This is a genomic window from Embleya sp. NPDC025285 (assembly GCF_055558835.1).
The window spans coordinates 14,449-31,999 of the sequence record NZ_JBVHLU010000004.1 but is presented as its reverse complement, the minus strand read 5'-3'; the positions used below and the strand labels follow the sequence as shown (position 1 = coordinate 31,999).

General features: G+C 71.5%; 15 protein-coding genes. 7 read left to right on the top strand and 8 right to left on the bottom strand.

The window, feature by feature from the left end:
- Positions 1-5 precede the first annotated feature (5 nt).
- Both ACZ4FV_RS03935 and ACZ4FV_RS03930 read right to left on the bottom strand, forming a co-directional pair.
- Positions 6-434, bottom strand: coding sequence for an ankyrin repeat domain-containing protein (locus tag ACZ4FV_RS03935; RefSeq protein ID WP_395858934.1), 429 nt, complete (start codon positions 432-434; stop codon positions 6-8).
- A gap of 173 nt (positions 435-607) precedes the next feature.
- The gene (locus ACZ4FV_RS03930; RefSeq protein ID WP_402231312.1) at positions 608-1,078 is read right to left on the bottom strand and encodes a hemerythrin domain-containing protein; all 471 of its coding nucleotides are present in this window, start codon (positions 1,076-1,078) and stop codon (positions 608-610) included.
- A gap of 305 nt (positions 1,079-1,383) precedes the next feature.
- Between ACZ4FV_RS03930 and ACZ4FV_RS03925 the strand changes: the two genes are divergently transcribed.
- Positions 1,384-2,271, top strand: coding sequence for a SecDF P1 head subdomain-containing protein (locus ACZ4FV_RS03925; protein ID WP_465321770.1), 888 nt, complete (start codon positions 1,384-1,386; stop codon positions 2,269-2,271).
- Positions 2,272-2,328: 57 nt separating this feature from the next.
- On the opposite strand, the gene ACZ4FV_RS03920 is transcribed toward ACZ4FV_RS03925, so the two are convergent.
- Positions 2,329-3,198, bottom strand: coding sequence for an aminoglycoside phosphotransferase (locus tag ACZ4FV_RS03920; protein ID WP_395858931.1), 870 nt, complete (start codon positions 3,196-3,198; stop codon positions 2,329-2,331).
- Positions 3,199-3,448: 250 nt separating this feature from the next.
- On the opposite strand from ACZ4FV_RS03920, the gene ACZ4FV_RS03915 reads away from it, so the two are divergent.
- Complete coding sequence (locus ACZ4FV_RS03915) at positions 3,449-3,937, top strand: GNAT family N-acetyltransferase (protein ID WP_395858930.1); 489 nt, start codon at positions 3,449-3,451, stop codon at positions 3,935-3,937.
- 133 nt (positions 3,938-4,070) lie between these two features.
- On the opposite strand, the gene ACZ4FV_RS03910 is transcribed toward ACZ4FV_RS03915, so the two are convergent.
- Positions 4,071-5,045 carry an acetylxylan esterase gene (locus ACZ4FV_RS03910; RefSeq protein ID WP_395858929.1) on the bottom strand — a complete coding sequence of 325 codons (975 nt, stop codon included), beginning with the start codon at positions 5,043-5,045 and terminating at the stop codon, positions 4,071-4,073.
- A 279-nt stretch (positions 5,046-5,324) separates the two neighbouring features.
- Here ACZ4FV_RS03910 and ACZ4FV_RS03905 point away from each other — a divergent pair, with 279 nt between their 5' ends.
- The 4 genes from ACZ4FV_RS03905 to ACZ4FV_RS03890 all read left to right on the top strand — a co-directional run bounded on the left by ACZ4FV_RS03905 (position 5,325) and on the right by ACZ4FV_RS03890 (position 8,105).
- Positions 5,325-5,726, top strand: a complete 402-nt coding sequence (locus tag ACZ4FV_RS03905) for a VOC family protein (protein WP_395858928.1) — start codon at positions 5,325-5,327, stop codon at positions 5,724-5,726.
- A 305-nt stretch (positions 5,727-6,031) separates the two neighbouring features.
- Positions 6,032-6,688: a GtrA domain-containing protein gene (locus ACZ4FV_RS03900; protein WP_465321768.1), complete on the top strand. Its 657-nt coding sequence runs from the start codon at positions 6,032-6,034 to the stop codon at positions 6,686-6,688.
- 30 nt (positions 6,689-6,718) lie between these two features.
- Positions 6,719-7,474: a class I SAM-dependent methyltransferase gene (locus tag ACZ4FV_RS03895; protein WP_465321767.1), complete on the top strand. Its 756-nt coding sequence runs from the start codon at positions 6,719-6,721 to the stop codon at positions 7,472-7,474.
- An 88-nt stretch (positions 7,475-7,562) separates the two neighbouring features.
- Positions 7,563-8,105 (top strand): GNAT family N-acetyltransferase, encoded by a 543-nt coding sequence (locus ACZ4FV_RS03890; RefSeq protein WP_395858925.1) that lies wholly within the window; start codon positions 7,563-7,565, stop codon positions 8,103-8,105.
- Positions 8,106-8,111: 6 nt separating this feature from the next.
- Here ACZ4FV_RS03890 and ACZ4FV_RS03885 read toward each other — a convergent pair whose 3' ends face one another.
- The 3 genes from ACZ4FV_RS03885 to ACZ4FV_RS03875 form a co-directional block, all read right to left on the bottom strand.
- Positions 8,112-9,131 (bottom strand): helix-turn-helix domain-containing protein, encoded by a 1,020-nt coding sequence (locus tag ACZ4FV_RS03885; protein WP_395858924.1) that lies wholly within the window; start codon positions 9,129-9,131, stop codon positions 8,112-8,114.
- A gap of 250 nt (positions 9,132-9,381) precedes the next feature.
- On the bottom strand, positions 9,382-9,888 hold the full coding sequence (locus ACZ4FV_RS03880) for a DinB family protein (protein ID WP_395858923.1): 507 nt from the start codon (positions 9,886-9,888) through the stop codon (positions 9,382-9,384).
- A 100-nt stretch (positions 9,889-9,988) separates the two neighbouring features.
- Positions 9,989-15,268, bottom strand: coding sequence for a caspase, EACC1-associated type (locus tag ACZ4FV_RS03875; protein ID WP_465321766.1), 5,280 nt, complete (start codon positions 15,266-15,268; stop codon positions 9,989-9,991).
- 634 nt (positions 15,269-15,902) lie between these two features.
- Between ACZ4FV_RS03875 and ACZ4FV_RS03870 the strand changes: the two genes are divergently transcribed.
- Entirely contained in the window at positions 15,903-16,364 is a 462-nt protein-coding gene (locus tag ACZ4FV_RS03870; RefSeq protein ID WP_395858921.1) for an HIT family protein, read from the top strand.
- Between the two features lie 498 nt (positions 16,365-16,862).
- Here ACZ4FV_RS03870 and ACZ4FV_RS03865 read toward each other — a convergent pair whose 3' ends face one another.
- Positions 16,863-17,411: a GNAT family N-acetyltransferase gene (locus tag ACZ4FV_RS03865; RefSeq protein ID WP_395858920.1), complete on the bottom strand. Its 549-nt coding sequence runs from the start codon at positions 17,409-17,411 to the stop codon at positions 16,863-16,865.
- Positions 17,412-17,551 lie beyond the last annotated feature (140 nt).

Below are 17,551 nucleotides of genomic sequence, written 5' to 3'. Positions count from 1 at the left end.
CGACGTCAGCCGGTTCGGGGCGGCAGCGCGCCGGCGGCCGACAGCGCGGCCACGGTTTCCGGATAGGGACCTCGCGTCGCCCAGTCGATCGGGGCGTAGCCCGTGCCGTGGTCCTCGCGCAGATTGGGATCCGCGCCGTGTGCGAGCAGTTCGCGGACGGTCTCGGTGTGGCCCCAGCAGGCCGCCGCGCACAGCGGGGTGCCCTCGGAGCCGGATCCGCTCTCGGTGTCGGGGGCCGCGCCGGCCTTCAACAGGAGCGCGACCACGTCCGCGGCCCCGTGGACCGAGGCCGCGTACAACGGCGTGGTCCCGTATCGGTCCGGCTGTTCGGGATCGGCCCCGGCCCGAAGTGCTGCGGCCGTCTCGGCGAGGCGGCCGAGGCCGGCCGCGCCTACGAGCAGCCGCGACAGTCGTTTGCGCTCACGATGGTTCACGCCGCAGAGGGTAGTGCGCGGGTCGCCACCGCGCGCGGGAATTTACGGGTGGTGCGCGCCGAGGGCGGGGCAGTGGCCGGCCGCGCCGCCGGCCGGTGGAGCGGGAGTGGCTCGGGGAGGGACCGGCGGCGGGCGTGCGGGAGCGGGCGGGCGCGGTGTCTCGGGGGTGCGGGTCAGTAGTTCGTTTCCGCCGCGCCGCCGGGCGGGTTTCGGCGGGCCGCCCGAGCGGCGGTGATCCGGGCCGAGACGTCCACCCACGTGCTCCCGTAGTCGCGGTCGAGGCGGTCGCGCTCTTCCGGGGAGAGGTGATCCAGGGCGGGCAGCAGGTCGCGCTGCTCGTGGACCAGCAGGCCGTCCATCGCGGACGCGGCGTCCTGCGCCTCGTCCTGAAAGCCCGGGCCGTCCGGGCCGAGCCGCTCGGCCGAGTCCAGGAAGCCCTCGATCCGGCGCGCCTGCGCGATGGCGTCGTCGACAGACCCGCTGCGGTGCCCGTCGGCGTCCCGGATCGCCGGATACAACACCCGTTCCTTGGTCGCGATGGTCGCCCGGATCGCGTTGTCGGCCTCGTCGAACAGGGCGACGGTGCTCTGCGGGGTGGCCCGCCACCGGCGGATCAGCTCACGAAGGTTGCGGTTGTCCAGCACGACTGTCTCCTTGCGCGACTCGGCTCACGCGGCCGCTCGGCGCGGACCGGCCACGACCACACCCCGTGCCACTGCCCTTTTCGGGACGGATCATCCCTTGGCCGGCACGCGGAAGGCAGGCCCTGCCGGGGCGGTCAGGACCACGAAGTCGGGGTCTGTCGGGTGTTGCCGCGCCGGCCCGGCCGTGGGCGGCCCCGGGCGCGCCCGGAGCTGCTCGACCCGTTCGACGGGATGCGTGGCGGTCCCGGGTGAAGTGCCGGCCGATCCCGCCCCGCGTCGACGACCGAGCCGGCATCGTGGTGCGGGTGACTGAGCCCTCGCGCACCCGACTCGCCCGGACCCTCCTCACGACGGCCGCTGTGGCCGCATTGCTGACCGCGGTGGGCTGTTCATCGGAGGACCCGGTCCGGTTCGAGGACGGCGACCGGTCCGATTCCGTCGAGGGGGTGCCCGGCCGGGACTTCGCCGATGTCACTTTGACCCCGGAAGGTCCTTTGGACGCACGGCAGTTGTCCGCCTCGGCGGACATCATGCGCAAGCGCGCGGCGACGAGCGGCCTGTCGGTGAAGGACGTGACGGTCCGGGACGGCGCGTTGGTGCTGCGGGTCTCGCTGAGCAAGTACGGCGCCGAGACGAAGCAGCGGATCGCGGCGATCGCCGGCACCGGGCAACTGACGGTGCGTCCGGTGACCAGCGCGACACCGGTCCAGGCGACCGTACCCGGGCAGCCGGGAGCGTCGGCGCCCGCGGGCCCACCCGAGTGCGCGGACTCGGCGACGCCTCGGGCGGACGCACCCGGCTCGCAACTGGTGACTTGTGACACCAAGTCGGTGGAGAAGTACGTCCTGGCGCCCGCCGTGATCACCGGCACCGACGTCTCCGGGGCCGAGGCCCTGCCGCCCGCGAATGGCTTGCCGAGTTGGGAAGTGAGGATCACGTGGACGGCCAAGGGCCAGGACGCCTTCACCCGGGTCACCTCCGAGGCCGCCGGCGGCCGACTGCCCACCAACCGGATCGCGATCGTCTGCGACGGCCGACTGCTGATCGCACCGACCGTGCAGTCCGCGATCCCGGGTGAGGCGGTGATCAGCGGGTCCTACAACGAGGCCGACGCCCGACAACTGGCCGCGACGATCGGCGCGGGAACGCTGCCCGCGGGATTCACGGTCGGCGCGTACGTCGAGGGCAAGTAGTGGGAGTTGCGCGACGGTCGGCGCGTACGTCGACGGCGCGCGGGCGCCCGGCGGAAGCTAGGTCCACAGGCTCGCCCAGGTGTGGGCGGCGTGGGCGAGGGCTTCGGCGCCCCAGACGCCGTCGGCCGCCTCCTCGTCCCAGCGGCGTGCCTCGGCCAGCGTGAAGGCGCGTACGCCGTCCGGGGTCGCGTCGCGCCATCCCGGGGTCCGGGTCACCCAGGCACGGGCCTGTTCGGGAGTGTGGCCACCGGCGGAGACCAGGCGCAGGCCCCATAAGGCCGCGTCGATCCACGCCGGGCCGAGCGCGGGCCAGGCCCAGTCGACCAGGCGGGCCCGGGTGCCGTCGACGAGGACGTTGCAGGCGGCCGGGTCGGTGTGCAGCAGAGACGTCCCGGTCAGCAGGTGCTGTTGGGCCGGACCGCACCAGTACCCCCAGCGATCCCACGCGCTCGGCAACCGCAGTCCCGGCACCGGACACCCGCCCAACTCGGCGAGCGCGTCCACCACCAGGGCCAGGTCCGGCGACCCGGGTGTGTAGTCCGCATGGCGACCGTCGATGCCCTCGAACGCCAGCAGATGCCACCCCGCGACCTCCAGCCGCCACAACACGCGCGGAGCGCTCGCGGGAAGGAACGCGTTCACCCGTTCCTCCTGGTCGAGTTCGTCGACCGGCTCCCAATGCGATCCCCACCATCCGGACCCCTCGCCGGCGGGGGCGCCGACGAGCACGGGGGCGGGCCTGCGTTCGCGCTCGCGCTGTGCCTTGACGAAGACGGTCCGACCGTCGGGAAGCGTCAACACGGCCGACGCACCGCAGTTCGCGCCGCCCACCGTGTCCGCCACCACGGGTTGCACGCCGAGCCGGCCCCGCACCGCCTCGCGCACCCGCACCGGAAGTCGATCCCACGCCACGTGGGCGATCGCCACGTCAGGGCGCCGGAGGCGGCGGATGCTCCGGCGGCGCCGGCGGGTTCTTGTCCGGCGACCTGGGCCCGGGTGGACGCCCCGGGTTGTCCGGCGTCGACGGCCCTCGCGGAGACGTACGCCCCTGACGCATCATGCATCGCAGCGTAGACCCGGGTGCCGACCCGCGAACAGGGCCCGAGCGCGATGATCGTCATCGTCGGTCCAAAGGAAACGGCTGGCGCGAAGGTTGGCGTCCCGGCATGCTGGGGCGATGTTGATCAGGGAAGCCGGCGCAGCCGACTGGGCGGGCATCTGGCCGTTCTTCCACGAGATCGTCACCGCCGGGGAGACGTTCACCTACCCGCTCGATCTCGGTATGGACGAGGCCCGCGAGTGGTGGCTCCTGGCCCCGCCGTTTCGGACCGTGGTGGCGGTCGACGAGGACGGGGCGATCCTCGGTACGGCGAAGATGAATCGCAACCACATGGGCAACGGTTCGCACATCGCCAGTGCGAGCTACATGGTCGATCCCGCACGCTCGGGCCGGGGCGTCGGCCGGGCGCTGTGCGAGTACTCGATCGCGTGGGCCCGGGCCCAGGGGTATCGGGCGATGCAGTTCAACGCGGTCGTCGAGACGAACGTGCACGCGGTACGGCTCTACCGCAACCTCGGCTTCGAGGTGATCGGGACGCTGCCGGAGGGCTTCCGGCATCCCGAGCACGGATACGTCGGGCTGCACATCATGCATCTCGCGCTCTGAGCGGGCTTCGCGCGCCGGTCGGTTCCCGACCGGTTCTCCATGGGTCCGCACCGGTTCCCGACCCGTTCCCGGTCCGTTCGGGGCGCGCTCCGCGGTAGTGACGGGCACGCCCCACAAGACTCCTGATCGGTCGTCAGGCCCGGAGAGCGGTGCGGAGCCAGGACAGGCGCAGGCCGTCCTGGAAGGCGCCACCGCCCTCGTGGCCGTTGAACGGATAGACCTCCATGCGCTTCGCCGCCGGGTAGTGGTTGTAGGCGGCGAACACCGTGGACGGGGGACAGGTGGTGTCCATCAGGGCCACGCTGAACAGGGCCGGCGCGGTCGCACGGGCGACGTGGTTGACCGCGTCGAAGTAGCCGAGCGTACGAAACGCCGCGTCGACGTGGTCGCGGTGCGCCGCGAGGTAGCGGGTGAGTTCGCCGAACGGGCCGGTCGCGGCGATCTCGGCGCCGCGGCGGAAATGGCACAGGAACGGCACTTCGGCCACCACGGCGGTCAGATCGGGAATCAGGCCGGACATCGCGAGCGCGATGCCACCGCCCTGGCTTTCGCCGACCATCGCGATCCGGGTCGGGTCGACGGCCGGGTGGCTGCGTGCCGTCGCGACGGCACGGACCGCGTCCACGAACACACGGCGGTAGAAATACAGGTCCGGATCGGTGATGCCGCGGGTCATGAAGCCCGGGTGGGTGGGGCCGCCGCCCGCCGGGGCGTCGTCGCCGGTACCGCCGCTGCGCCACACGCTGCCCTGGCCGCGCACGTCCACCACGAGATGTGCGAACCCGGCTGCGGCATACAGGAGTTGCTCGTGCGGGAGGCCGCGCCCGCCACCGTATCCGGGGAACTCGACGACGCACGGCAGCGGGCCGTCGCGGTGGGCGGGCAGGACCAGCCAGGCGTGCACGCGCTGACCGGCGTACCCGGCGAAGGACACGTCGTGCACGGCCACCGCGGTCAGCGGGCCGGCCTCGGGCGTGAAGGTCGGGTCGAGGGGATGTGCGGCGGCCTCGGTGAGCGTACGCGTCCAGAAGGCGTCGAAATCATCCGGCTCGGTGCGAACCGGTCGAAAACCTTCCAGTTCCGTCAACGCCAGGTCGCTCAAGGGCATGCCGTGCTCCTCGTTCCTGTTCGGGTGCGGTCGATCGAGTGCCCGGGGATCGAGTGCCGGCGATCGTGTCGTCGGCCAATTCTGCACACCACCGGATCGGCGTGATCAATCGGGGCGAACGCGGCCGACGCGAGCGCCGGGCGCCCCGGAACCGCCGCCGTCGCCTCGGGCTTGACACTCCGCCCGCGGTCGATCGAGGATCGTGAGCGGCATCGAACGTCGGCACCGATCGGGTGCGGCGCACGAGGTGCCGGGGTAGTGCCTTGGAGGCATGCCACCGTGTCCATTCTCCTGAACCACACCATCGTCCTGTCCCGTGACCGGCGAATCTCCGCCGAGTTCACCGCCGGGATCCTCGGCCTCGAAGTCGGCCCACCGATGGGGCCCTTCCTGCCGGTCACCGTCGCCAACGGCGTGACATTGGACTTCGCGAGCGTCGACCCCGAGACGATCTCGCCGCAGCACTACGCGTTCCTGGTCTCCGAGGCCGAGTTCGACGCGATCTTCGAACGACTGCTCGCCGCCGGTGTCCGCTACTACGCCGATCCGCGGCTGAGCGAACCGGACGCGATCAACCGGCACGACGGCGGTCGAGGCGCCTACTTCCTCGACCCGAGCGGCCACTACCTGGAGATCATCACGCGCCCCTACGGCGGCGGCGAGGCGGACGCGGAGGTCTGAGCGGCCGAGCATGTCGCGTCCGTCCGCGCTGCGTTCGGGCGCCGGCATCCCCGACCCGAACCCTGAGACGCGACGCTTCCCAGGGGCGTATGTATCCAGCGGGGTAGGCGCGAGGGCGTACTTTCGTCCTCCTGTTCGTGCGCCGTCGGGAGTAGTACCCCTAGGGGCGGGTCCTCCCAAAGCAGTAACGGCAGTACCTACACACGACTGATTCGCGGCCTGTTGATCGCCCCTAGATTTATGGAGACGAAGACGAGGATCCGGCCGCAGGGTCGCAGAGTCGAAGATGAGAAAACGGGGACACCATGAGCGCCGCAACCAAGTCGGGGACAGTAGCCGCGTTCATGCGCTTCGTCTTCTTCGGCGGTGGTACCGGACTGGCGTCGAGCGCCGCGCTCGTGGCCCTGTCCGATCACCTGTCGATCGCCGTCGCCAACGCCGTGGTCACCGTGATCTTCACGCTGCTGGCCACCGAGTTGCACAGCCGGTTCACCTTCGGCGCGGGTCGGGCCCGGGGCCGGGTCCACGTCCAGTCGGCGCTGTCGGCCGCGGTCTCCTACCTGTTCACCACCGGCGCGATGCTCGCGCTGCACGCGGTGCAGTCGGCGCCGGGGGTGCTCAAGGAGCAGGCGGTGTACCTGACCGCCTCCGGCGCGGCCGGGATCGCCCGCTTCCTGTTTCTGCGGTTCGTCGTGACGGGCAAGGAGGCGAGTGTGCCGGGCGTCGCGAAGGGTGCGCCGACGACGGTGGTCGTTCCCGCTGCGACCGGCGTCGCCGTTCCCGCCGTCGCCGTTCCCGCCGTCGCCGCTCCTGCCGTCAGCGTTCCCGCCGTCGTCGCGACTCCCGTCCCGGCCCCGGTTCGGGTCGTGCTTCCGGCCTGGTCGGCCATCGTCACGGTGGCCCTCCCCGCCGCCGGGGCGCGGCCCGTGCCCACCCGCGCGTCACTCGTCGCGACGGCCTAGCAAGATGTTCCCGCCGACAGGAGTACCGGTATGACCCGCGCCGCCGCCGAGCACTACGAGCGACTCCTCGCCGAGAACTACACCTGGATGTTGGGTGGCGACCTGGCGCCGATCGTCGCTCGGCAGGCCGAGTTGCTCACCGGGCTGGGTGTCGCCCCGACCGAGACGTCCGCGACCTCGGTGGATCTGGGCTGCGGGCCGGGCAATCAGAGCCTGGCCCTGGCCGGACTGGGCTTCGACCGGGTCCTCGCGGTCGACACGAGCCGAACACTGCTGGACGAACTCGCCGGATACGCCGCCGACCTGCCGGTGATCGAGCCGGTGCACGCGGACATCCGCAGCGTCCTGGCCGAGTTGACCGCACCGGAGGCGGTCGCGGCCGTGGTGTGCATGGGCGACACCCTCACCCACCTGCCCACGAAGGACGATGTGAGCGCGCTGCTCGTGGACGTCGCCCGGGCTCTCGCACCCGGCGGCCGGCTCGTCGTCACCTACCGCGACCTCACCGAAACCCTGCACGGTATAGACCGGTTCATCCCGGTGCGCAGCACCCGCGATCGGGTGTTCACGTGCTTCCTGGAATACCCGGACGAGGACACGGTCCTGGTCCACGACCTGCTGCACATCCACGACGGCAGCGCCTGGACCCAGCACGTCGGCAGCTACCCCAAGCTCCGGATCGCGTCGACCTGGCTCGCCGACCGCTGTGAGGACGTCGGCCTGAAGGTCGAACACAACGAACCCGGACCACGCGGTATCCAGGTCCTGGCAGCGCGCAAGAGGTGACGGCCGCACGGGGTCACGGCCCGACAGCCCGGCGGCCGGAGGATATTCGCGTGCGGTTCGCGCGGTCGCCGTGATACCCCAGGCTCCCATGGAAGATCTCGAAACCACACGCCTCGTGCTGCATCCACTGACCGTCGCGGAGGTGGAGCGCGTGGTGGCCGGCACCCCCGGCGAGGACGCGCACTGGGCGCCGGGGTATCCGACGCAGGGCGATGTGGTCGGAGGCCGACGCTTCCTGGACACGTGCGCGAGCAGCGGCGATCCCGGTGTGTTCGGAAACTACGAGATCCGGCGCCGGGACGACGGGCGGGCCATCGGTGGGCTCGGCTTTCATGGAGCGCCGGACGCCGACGGTACGGTCACTGTCGGCTACGGCCTGATCCCGGACGCCCAGGGCCACGGCTACGCGACCGAGGCCCTGCGCGAACTCCTGCGCCTCGCCCGGGCGGCGGGCGCCGCACGCGTGCTGGGCGACACCGCGCGGGAGAACGTCGCGTCCCAGCGGGTGATGGCGGCCGTCGGTATGCGGCTCACCAAGGAGGACGCCGACCTGAGGCACTATGCGATCACGTGGCCGAAGCACGACGAGGATCCCGACGCCTCGACGCCCGGGCAGCCTGCGGGGGGATGACGCTTCCTAGGTGCCGGGGATCGCGGTGCGGCGGTAGGCGTCCGGGGTTTGGCCGGTCCAGCGTTGGAAGGCGCGGCGCAGGGCGCGGGCGTCGGTGTAGCCCAGCCGGCCGGCTATCGATTGCACCGGAAGTTCGGTCTCGCGCAGCAGTGCGGCGGCGCGCTCGTGGCGGACGGACTCGATCTCGTCGCGCCAGGTGGTCTCCAGGTCGCTCAGTCGTCGCTGTAGGGTGCGCGGGCTCATGGTCATGCGCTGCGCGACCAGTTCCAGGCTGAGTTCCTCGCCCAGCGCGCCGGCGACCACGGATCGGAACGTGCCGTGCCAGCCCGCCGCGGGTCGGGCGTTCTCCAGCAGGTTGTCCGCGTACCGGCGCAGGATCAGGGCGAGTTCGTCATCCGGGCCGGGCGGGCGGCGCGGTGGCGCGTCCAGGTCGAGGAAGGTCATCGAGTTCGCGCGGGCGCCGAAGTCGATGGCCCGCGTGCCGAACGCCTCGATCAGGTGCCGGTGATCCTTGGGCGCCTCGTGGGCGAGGGCGACGTGTACCGGTACCACCGACGGCCCCCTCGCGTCCCGTGCCCGCCTGAGCATGATCGCCATCGCGAACTCGTCGATCGCGGTCACCGCCGCCGGCGAGTACTTCGCGATTCCGTACGTGATGGTCAGCCGTCGGTCGTCCTCGACCACCGTCATGTCGACCGCGGGGTCGGTCATGGTGGGGAGGTAGCGGGCGGCGTCGCGGCAGCCGTCGGCGAATGTACCGGCGGTGGTGAACAGGTAGTCCCACACGTGCAGCCGCCCCTGTGCGGCCGTCTCCGCGGTCCGGATGCCGGCACCCGCCGGGCCGGCGTGCGTGATCAGCTCCCATGCCCGGACCACGCTCGCGGTGGGTACCCGCAGCAGCGGGTCCGCCGGCGTCTCCGGTTCGAAGCCCGGCAGAAACGCGAGTTCGCTCCGGGCCACCCCGGCCCGCAGGGCGGCATCCCGCACCACGCGCGCCATGTGTGAGGAAACCGTGTTCTCGATCACTGCCGGAGCATATCCGGGCGGTCAACCGCAACACCGATCCGGGATCTGTCGCGGATGGTCCCCTGATCGGCGCGAAGTGTCCCCCTTCTCGGCGTCGCATGTCCCCCTTCTCGGCGTGGAGTGTCCCCGTCTCGGCGTGGGATGTCCCTCCGGTGCGGGCGGTGGGTACGACTCGGCGGCGGTCGGAATCCGTGCGTGGGGCACGGATCCGGCCGCCGCCGAGAGGAGCCGGCCGTCGTCGGCCGGTGGGTCAGGGGCCGACCGTGCCGTCGATGCCCTCGCGCAGGAGGTCGGCATGGCCGTTGTGCCGGGCGTACTCGTGGATCAGATGGAACATGACCAGACGCAGCGACACGTCCTCGCCGGACTTGGGGTTGTGGCCGGTGACGTCGAGGGACTCGGCGGCGGTCTCGATCCGGCGCGCGTGCTCGATCTCGGTCTCCCAGGCGGCGAAGGCCTCCGCTCGGGTGGACGTACTCGCGTCGTAGGCCACCTGGAAGTCGCCCCGGTCCGACCACACCAGCGGGATGTCCTCGCCGTTGATCACCCGGCGGAACCAGGCCCGTTCCACCTCGGCCATGTGCCGGACCAGGCCGAGCAGGGAGAGCGTCGAGGGCGGCATCGACCGGCGGCGCAGGTCCTCGTCGGAGAGGCCGTCGCACTTCATCGCGAGCGTGGCCCGGTGGTAGTCGAGGAAGGCGCGGATCATCTCGCGCTCGTCGGCGATCACGGGCGGGCTGGGGCGTTCGGTGGGCATGGTGGCTTGCCTTCGATCGGTGGTGGGTGGGTGTCGGCGCGACAAGCCATCATGCCGTGCGCTCCGATGCCGTCGATCGAACCCGGTGCGCACGATCGGCTCAGACGTCGTCGGGGGCCGGCCGGTGCAGTGCGTACCCCTGGCCGAATGTGCGCAGGGTGCGCGCGACGGCGCGACGGGCGTAGGTGTTCGGGGACGCCGCACCCGGGTCGGAGCCCGTCCCGAGACCGCCCGCGGGCAGGCTGCGCAGTACCTCGGCCGCCTCCGCTCGCAGTCGCGGGCTGAGCAGGCCGAGCGCGGAGGTCGCCCGCCGTGTCGCGACAGGCGTCGCGGTGGGGTCGGCCAGGAGGGTGCGCAGTTCGGCCGCCGCCGCGTCGAGGAATCGCGGGCCGAGCTCGCCGAACAGCCGGGCCGCACGAGTGCGGGTGTACCGGCTCGTGTCGGCCCGGGCCAGGACGGTACGGAAGACCTCGGCGGCTTCGGGGAAGTGGCGGGGGCTCAGGAGGGCGAGCCGGCGCGCGATGTCCACGCGGTCACCGGCGCCGGCCTCGGCGGACCCGAGCAGGTCGCGCAACGCCCGGATGCCCTCGGACCGGTATCCCTGCCCGAGCTCCGCCAGACGCTCCGCCGCGGCACCGCGGGCAGAGGGCGGGCAGTCGGGAGCGGTGATCAGGGCGCGCAGGTGCTCCGCGCCCTCGGAGACGTATCCCGAGCCGAGTTCGCCGAGGGTGCGGGCAGCCAGCGTGCGCACGGCGGGTGTATCGGTGCGGGCCGCCAGGATCGAGCGGAGGATGACGGCGACGTCGGCGGTGCTGCCCGCGTGCACGGTCAGGAGCTTGCGGGCCGCGTCCACGCGTTCGTTGGCGGGCCTGTCGCGCGCGGTGACGATGGCTTCGAGTACGTCCGCGGCTTCGTCGCTGTATCCCGGGCCGAGCAGGGCCAGCGTCTGCGCGGCGTCGATTCGGGCGGAGACGTCGGCATGCGTTTCGTCGATCACGGCCCGGAGGAGGGAAGCAGCCTCGGGAGCGTACCCGTTACCGAGGCCGCCGAGCCGGCTCGCGGCGGCCGTCCGGGTACGGGGGGCGGTTTCGGACGAGAGGGCGAGGGCGCGCAGACGTGTCGCGGCTTCCTCGATGTATCCCTGCCCCACATAGTCCAGCAGTCCGGCCGACCACACTCGCTCCTCCGGAGTCGCCCAGGTCGAATCGGCGATCGATCGGAGCACGGTGGCGACCTCGTGCCGGTAGTCCCAACCCAGGTAGGACATCTGGAGCGCGGCGTCCGCGCATGCGCGCGCTGTGCTGTCGGGCGCGGCGAGCACCGCTCGATACGCGTCGAGGGCCTCACCGACGAAGCGTCGTCCTTGAACGGACAGCACACGCGCCGCGTCCGCTTTCAGGCTCGCGTGCACGTCCGGTGCTTCGACAATGGCGCGCGCGAACGTCGCCACTTGGGACAGGTACTCGACACCGAGCCCCTGCAGGGCCTGTATGGCGCCGAGCCGGAAGCCGTCCTGGACATCCGGATCGGCGATGATCGATCGAAGCGAGGCCGCGGACGTGGTGGTCTCCTCGGACGAGAGGCGAGCCAGGGCTCGTGCGGCCCTGATGTGTACGCCGTGGAGGGAGCCGGGATCGTCTCGCAATCGGTGGAGTACTTCGATGATCTCGACCGGTGGGGATGCCTCGAGCCCGATGAGAGCGTCGGCGGCCGCGACCCACAGGAAGGCGTCCGTATCCGAGGCCACCAGCACCGCACGCAGGGCCGCCATCGCCGCCCGGACATGGCCCGGCCCCAGGTCGGCCATGCTCGTCGCGACGGCGAGTCGGTCCTCGCTGTCCACATCGGGTGCGTCGAGCATCGTGCGCAGGACGCGGGCGGCCTCCGCGACGTGGTCGGGACCCAACTTGGCGAGGTTCACGGCGGCAAGCCTGCGCCACGAGGCATGCGTCTTGGGGTCGGTCGATATCGCCTGTAGTGCCGCCGCGGCCTCGACCACGTGCTTCGGGTCGATTCGGGCCAGCGTTTCGGCGATGGAACAGCGTTCGAAGAGAGAGGTGTCGGGTGCGACGAGGAGTCGGCGCAAGGTGGTGACTGCCTCGAGCACGTATTCCGGGGCGACCCTTGCCAACGCCGCCGCGCTGTCTTCCTTGGTGCCGGCGCCCGAGTCGGGGGCGACGAGTTCCGCACGCAGGATTCGCACCGCTTCCGGCAGGAGATCGGGGCTCAGCTCGGCCAGTTTGAGCGCGGTCTGGTAGCGGTCGAAGGGATGGGCATGCGGTGCGGTGAGGTCCGACCGCAATATCGCTTCGGCGTCCGGCAGCAGACGGGGGTCGAGTTCGACCAACCACGACGCGCCGTCTCGGCGGTCCGACGCCGAGGTGCCCGGAGCGGCACAGGCCGCTCGGAGCGCCCGTGCGGCCTCGGGGATGAACGCCCGGTCGATCTCGCGCAATGCCAGCGCGGCCTGCCCGCGATCGTCGATGTCGGCGTCCTCGGCGGTGAGAACCGCCACCAGGGCCTCGACACCGGGTGTCGTGTGCTCCCCGCCCAGACGGACGCAGATCGATGCCGCGTCCACACGTACGTGGGCGGAAGCGCGGTCCGAGGACAGCACGGCGCGCGTGAGGTCGGCGGCCTCGCCGGCGTGTTGTGGTCCGAGGTCGGCGAGTGCGCGGATCGCCGCGATTCGGGTTGCCGAAGGACCCTTCTCGGCGTTCAGTACGCCGCGCAGGATGCCGAGCGCGGCATCGGGATCGTGGATGGCGAGCGCCTGCGCGATTTCCACGCGCAGGTCGTCCCGGCGGTGGCAACCGCCCACGTACTCGTCGAGCGCGGCGCGCACGCTCGGCTCGGGGGCCAGGATCGCGGCGTCCCGGATGGCGTGTTGCACGGACTTCGGCCTGTCCTCGTTGGACAACGTCAACAGCAGGTGCGCCACGAACGAGTCGGTGTGCGATGCCGAGGCCGGAATCCCGCCCGCGAGCAACACCCCGGCCAGCGCCGTGTAGTCGCCGGTGCCCCGATTCAACCAGCCCAGGATCGTGTCGCCCGTGCCATGCAGATGGGCGTGGTGGGCGAGCACGGCGTGGGCGAACAGGTCACCGTCGATCGCGCGGTGCACGACGTACGCCCATTCGGACTCGGCCGCGTCGAAGTGCCTGGGCAACTCGTTCGCGCGGGCGCTCGCCGCGATGTGTTCGGCGAAGCTGTAGTGGGTGAAGCGCAGGAAGTCGGCGTGGTGGGTGAAGACGCCGGCCGTGCCCAGGACCGAGGTGACCAGGCTGCCCCATTCCGGGACGCCGCGGCGGGTGGGTCGGCAGCCGTGTTCGTCGAGCCGGTCGAGGGCGAGGTCCAGGAGGGTTCGGGTGGCGGCGGCCGGGTCGGTGACCACGGTGACGGCCAGGTGCTCCACGAGTTCGTCCCGGTGTTCGAACAGGAAGGCCGCGCTTGCCCGGTGGGCGGCCGAGCGTGGGGTCCAGCGGTGTAGGACGGTTTGTTGCTGCTCGTGTACCTCCTCCAGGTGCGCGTCGGCCAGCAGCGTGAAGTAGTCGCAGTAGAGGGTGAATCGGCTTCCGGGCAGCGGGGTGCCGGGTTGCTTGCGGTAGACGAGCGCGGCGACGGTGGCCAGCAGCGGGACCCGGACCAGGTCGCGGATCCCGGCCGCCTCGGTCTGCCGCAGGAAGCCGTCGGCCAACTCCGGCCCGTCCGCGTGGTCGTGGAACCAGCGGTGGGCGAACTCGCGCAACTGCTCGCGGTCGAAGGGTTCCAGCGTGTACGTCCCGGTCGCCGCGTGCTGGAGCGGGGCCAGTTCGTCGTTGGGCAACGGGCGGGTGGTGATCAGCAGCCGGAATCGCCCGTCCGGATTGCGGACCCGGCCGGCCAACTCGGCGACCAGGCCGCGCCGTCGCTCGGGATCGGTGATCTCGTCGAGACCGTCGACGATCAGCAGGCAGGTGGTGCCCTCGGGCAGGTGGTCGAGCAGGTCGTCCGGGAGGGGGTGGTCCAGGTGCGGGGCCAGTTCGGCGGAGAGGATGCGGACCAGGCGGGGGACCAGCGCGCTGCGGTCGGTGGCGAGGCGCCCGGCAGTGACCCGGAGCGGCAACAGGCGTTCGGCGTCGTCGCCTTGGCCCGATCGTGCTTCGTAGGCGGTGGACAGGGACGCGGCCAGTTGCAGGCTCAACGTGGACTTGCCCTGGCCCGCGCCGCCGGTGATCAGAACGTGGCGGTGCAGGTCGAGGGTCTCCTCGGCGGCGCGCGCGGGGGCCACCGGATGCACCGTCGATTCCACGGTCGAGTCCACGGGCACGAAGTGCCGCTTGCGTCGCTCCTCGTCGTGTCGGTGCCGGAGCAGGTGCCGCTCGTGATCGCGCGACTCCTGGCGCGGCTCGGCCGGTTTCGTGGTCGGCGCGCTGCGGGCCTGTTGGCGGACGTACACGGTGGCCAGGCCGTCGAGCGGCGCGTCGTACAGGCGGTAGGTGAAGTTTCGCGCGGCGATGGTCTGGGCGTGCAACAACTCCCGTAGATGCGGCGGCAATGAGGGTGTGGTGTCGGCGGCCGAGGGGTGCCGGTTCCAACCGAGGACGATCCGCGCGCCGTGGTCGTCGTTGCGCTGCTGCGGTGGTGGGAAGCCCAGTTCGGGCAGGACGCGGTGCAGGTGGGTGTGTACGGTGGCCAGATCCAATGCCTTCGGGCCGCCTGGGACACCGTGTTCCAGGATGTCGATCAACCGGCCGGTGAAGGCGGTGTATCGGCCGCCGATCGGTGCGACCGCCTGTCGGGTGGCGGAGGCAGCGGCGAGGACGTAGGTGCCTTCCACGCGGGACATCTCGGCCAATCGGGCGTCTTGGGGCACTTGCGGGGCGCTCGGGCTCGTGGATCCCGATTTCGGGTCCGTCGTTTCCTCTCCCGACCAGCCCGGCCCTGCATCGCCCGGTCCCATCGGCTCCGGTCCCATCGCGTCCGGTCCCATCGCGCCGGCGAGGGCTCGGCCTGCGAAGCAGCAGTCCAGGAGTACCGCCTTGGCGGGGACTCGGCGGGCCGAGCGCAACACGTGGCGGACGTCCTGGAAGGGCAGCGCGGTGTACGCCCGGTCGGGTCGGCACCGGGGGAGGGACAGGAGCAGGTCCTCGGTGTCCGGCGAGATCAGGCCGTGACCGGCGTAGTACAGCAGTACCAGATCGGTCGCTGCACCGGCCGCGTCGCTCAGCGCGTCGAGGACCTGGTCCCGGTGCTCGGGCTGCTCGATCACCACGCAGTTCCGCGCGGGCAGGCCCCACACTCGCGGATCGGTCAGCAACTCCCGTAAACGCACCAGGTTTCGGGCCACGGCCGGGAGTGGCGCGAGATGCTCGAAGTCGTACGCGCCAACCAGGACCACGCGCGACCCCTGCGGGTCGTGCGGCCCGGCGCCCGTGCCACTCACGCCGCGCCGTCTCGGGTCGCCGGCTCGCCGACGAGCTGCACACGCATCCATCCCCCTTGGCCTGCCGAGCAGTTCAGCGTAGTGGGGTCGGGGGGTGGGGGAGGAAGGCTTGGGGGGAGATCGCGACTGTGCTCTGGGGGGCTGGGGGGCTGGGGGGCTGGGGGTTTGGGGGTGGTGGGGTGTGTGCTCTGTGGTCTGACGGCCTCGTCGTTGGGCCGCGTCGTTCGGCCCGGGGGTTCACTCGTGTGGGTGATCCCATCACGAGTCGGTCGCGCGTCCGCGCGTATCCGGGAGAGGGTGACTGCGGCCGGGCCGGATGGGGTGCGCAGAGCCCGCCGACCGGCGCCTTCGCGGGCCCGTCGCGGGTGTGTCCCAGGCGTGCTGCGGGCGGGTCACAGGTATGACCGAGGCGTGACGTGCGTTCGGCGGCGGTCGTTTCACCCATCGAACGTGGAGCCGCAGGAGGCTCTTGTCCCCGTTCGAGTTGGAGGCCGTCGTGAGTGGTTCCCAGGTACCCGGACCCCGCTCGTTTGCCGCGTCGACGTGGCCGGAACGCTACGCACAACCGGACTCGTACGCGAGCTGTCCGATGTGCCGCAAGGATTTCACCGCACCCGACATCGGGTGGGGATTGTTGCTCAAGCGCGGTGTGTACGGCAACGCGTACCTGTGGCGCGCCGGCCGGGTGCGTGGATACATCGTGGTGGTGTGGACCGGCGGACACGTTGCTCGGCTCACCGCGTTGTCGCCCCGACAGCTCGCGGGCTTCATGGCCGAGGTGATCTCGGCGGGGCGGGCGATCGAGGCGCACTATCGGCCGGTGCCCAAGCTCAACGTATCCCTGTTGGAGAACGACATCCCACATCTGCACGCACATCTGATCCCACGTCACCCCACCGAGCCCTCCCCGGGGCACCCGCAGCCCTTCGCCCACCTCGACCACGACCACCAGGACGAGACCCGCATCCAATCCGACGCCGCAGCCCTACGCGCGCTCCTCGCCTACACAGGCGCAACCTACGCCGCGGAATCGGGCGAGGGCGGCCCATGAACGCCGCCCGTGAACGACAACCACCCACCACCGACCCGCCCGCAAGCCGGCGAACCTCCCGGGCCCACCGAAGCCGCAGCCCCCGAGAGCGCCCGTCGACGGCCCTTGCGGAGGGTTGACACCCCTCGAAGCCGATGACCCACGCGGCGAACTCGATACTTACACCACGAAAGCCGGCCCCACCCCGGCGGAGCAATCCGAATGACGCGCCGACGAAAGGGACATCACGTCGCCGGATGCTCGGGCAAGACGCCGCGCAAGAGGCCGGGCCGAGGCGCTGATCGGTGGCCGAGTCGGCCCTCCGCACGATCGGCCTGGCCCGTCTCCGCTCGAAGACCCGCAGCCGCAGTCACGTCGAGCGACGCGTTGCCGTGCGCACGCGTGGGGGCGGGGGTAGGACGCGGGCTCGGCTCGGATTCGCAACCTACGCGACCCGTGCGGCGCTTCTCATGTCAGGGCCTCGGCGGGAGGATCGCGATGTCCGCCGAAGCCGTGGAGCTACGCGGCTCGCGGCGTGTTCGCCGGGATCTCGAAGATGATCTCGAATCCGTCGCGCTCGTTTCCCCGTTCGCCGACCCGCGTGAAACCGAAGCCCGCGATGGTGGCCAGGGAGGCGTCGTTGTCGGATCTGATGGTGGCCCGCACCGTCCTGACATCGGGTTCGGCGGCGGCCCTGGCGAGTAGCGCCGTCAGCATGGCGCGGGCATAGCCCTGGCGGCGGTACCCGGGCGCGACGGTGTAGCCGATCTCGACCATGCCGGCCTGGTCCGGTGGCCCGTGGAATCCGCCGTCGCCGACGACGGTCCCGTCCGGCTCGGACACCGCGGCTCGCGTGATCCAGGGCGCGGCAGCCGGATCCTTGGCGAGTTGGTCGGCGCGATAGCCGAAGATCCAGCGGGCCCGGTCGCCGACGAAGTACTCGTCGAGGGGGACCCCGGCTTCGGCGCTGCCACCGGCGAGGTCACCGTCGGCAAGCGCGCGCAGCGCCTTCGCGCCGAGTTCGACGAAGCGGACGCGCTTGGGGATGGAGAGAGGTTCGTTGTTCATCGCGGCGATGTTCGCTTGAAACCGGAATGTTGTCCACCGCTTTAACGGTCCCGGTGGGCATGGCGGTTCCGCTCGGTCGGGTCGGGTCACGAGAAAGGGCGTACGGATGCCACGATGCCGACGCCGAGACCCATCTCGCG

Bases quoted from the DNA above. Each gene is read 5' to 3' on its own strand.
- ACZ4FV_RS03915 (WP_395858930.1), top strand. From the start codon at position 3,449: ATGTTGATCAGGGAAGCCGGCGCAGCCGACTGGGCGGGCATCTGGCCG.
- ACZ4FV_RS03910 (WP_395858929.1), bottom strand. From the start codon at position 5,045: ATGCCCTTGAGCGACCTGGCGTTGACGGAACTGGAAGGTTTTCGACCG.
- ACZ4FV_RS03895 (WP_465321767.1), top strand. From the start codon at position 6,719: ATGACCCGCGCCGCCGCCGAGCACTACGAGCGACTCCTCGCCGAGAAC.
- ACZ4FV_RS03870 (WP_395858921.1), top strand. From the start codon at position 15,903: ATGTGCCGCAAGGATTTCACCGCACCCGACATCGGGTGGGGATTGTTG.
- ACZ4FV_RS03900 (WP_465321768.1), top strand. From the start codon at position 6,032: ATGAGCGCCGCAACCAAGTCGGGGACAGTAGCCGCGTTCATGCGCTTC.
- ACZ4FV_RS03865 (WP_395858920.1), bottom strand. From the start codon at position 17,411: ATGAACAACGAACCTCTCTCCATCCCCAAGCGCGTCCGCTTCGTCGAA.
- ACZ4FV_RS03890 (WP_395858925.1), top strand. From the start codon at position 7,563: ATGGAAGATCTCGAAACCACACGCCTCGTGCTGCATCCACTGACCGTC.
- ACZ4FV_RS03880 (WP_395858923.1), bottom strand. From the start codon at position 9,888: ATGCCCACCGAACGCCCCAGCCCGCCCGTGATCGCCGACGAGCGCGAG.